Here is a 1,157-nt window from a genome sequence, read left to right on the forward strand (position 1 = left end):
TCCCGCCGTTCTTCCGCGCCGCCGAGTACGGCACCGTCCTGGCCCTCGCGGCCGAGGCGGACGTGAACGGAGCCCTGCCGGCGGCCTACGGGCTGGTGGCCGCGGTCGCCTACCATCACTACGACACCGTCTACCGCATCCGCGGCAACGCGGGCGCGCCCCCGCGCTGGCTGGTGCGGGCGACCGGCGGGCACGAGGTCCGTACCCTGCTGGTCGCCGTGCTGGCGGCCGTGCTCACCGCTTCCCGGTTCACCGCCGCGCTCACGGTCCTCGCCGTGGCCGCGGCCCTGGTGGTGCTCGTCGAGAGCATCCGTTTCTGGGCGTCCGAAGGGGCGCCCGCCGTACACGACGAAGGAGAACCCGCATGATCGGCCTCGTGCTCGCGGCCGGCGCCGGACGCCGTCTGCGCCCCTACACCGACACCCTGCCCAAGGCGCTGGTGCCGGTGGGGCCCGCGGGCATAGAAGGCGAGCCCACGGTCCTGGACCTGACCCTCGCCAACTTCGCCGAGATCGGGCTGACCGAGGTCGGTGTCATCGTCGGCTACCGCAAGGAAGCCGTGTACGAGCGCCGGGCGGCCCTGGAGGCGAAGTACGGGCTGAAGCTGACGCTGATCGACAACGACAAGGCCGAGGAGTGGAACAACGCCTACTCCCTGTGGTGCGGGCGTGACGCCCTCGCGGACGGGGTGATCCTGGCCAACGGCGACACCGTGCACCCGGTGTCGGTGGAGAGGACGCTGCTGGCCGCGCGCGGTGACGGCAGGCGGATCATCCTGGCGCTGGACACGGTGAAGAAGCTCGCGGACGAGGAGATGAAGGTCGTCGTCGATCCGGAGAAGGGGATGACGAGGATCACCAAGCTGATGGACCCGGCGGAGGCGACCGGTGAGTACATCGGTGTCACGCTGATCGAGGGCGAGGCGGCGGGTGAGCTGGCGGACGCGCTGAAGACGACGTTCGAGCGGGACCCGCAGCTGTACTACGAGGACGGTTACCAGGAGCTGGTGAACCGCGGTTTCCGGATCGACGTGGCGCCGATCGGTGACGTTGCGTGGGTCGAGATCGACAACCACGACGACCTCGCCCGCGGACGGGAGATCGCGTGCCAGTACTGACCCGGCTCATTCCGTCGCCGGTCGTCGTCGACATCCGCCC

General features: G+C 70.3%; 2 protein-coding genes. Both read left to right on the plus strand.

Annotation, left to right across the window (positions count from 1 at the left end):
• On the plus strand, nucleotides 1-368 hold a 368-nt coding region (locus B9S61_RS23690), incomplete at its 5' end, for a DUF5941 domain-containing protein (protein WP_258039820.1).
• Entirely contained in the window at nucleotides 365-1,117 is a 753-nt protein-coding gene (locus B9S61_RS23695) for a sugar phosphate nucleotidyltransferase (RefSeq protein WP_103544072.1), read from the plus strand. The genes B9S61_RS23690 and B9S61_RS23695, both read left to right, overlap by 4 nt.
• The last annotated feature ends 40 nt before the right edge of the window (nucleotides 1,118-1,157 follow it).

The organism is Streptomyces sp. SM1, from assembly GCF_002910825.1.
GTDB lineage: Bacteria > Actinomycetota > Actinomycetes > Streptomycetales > Streptomycetaceae > Streptomyces > Streptomyces okerensis.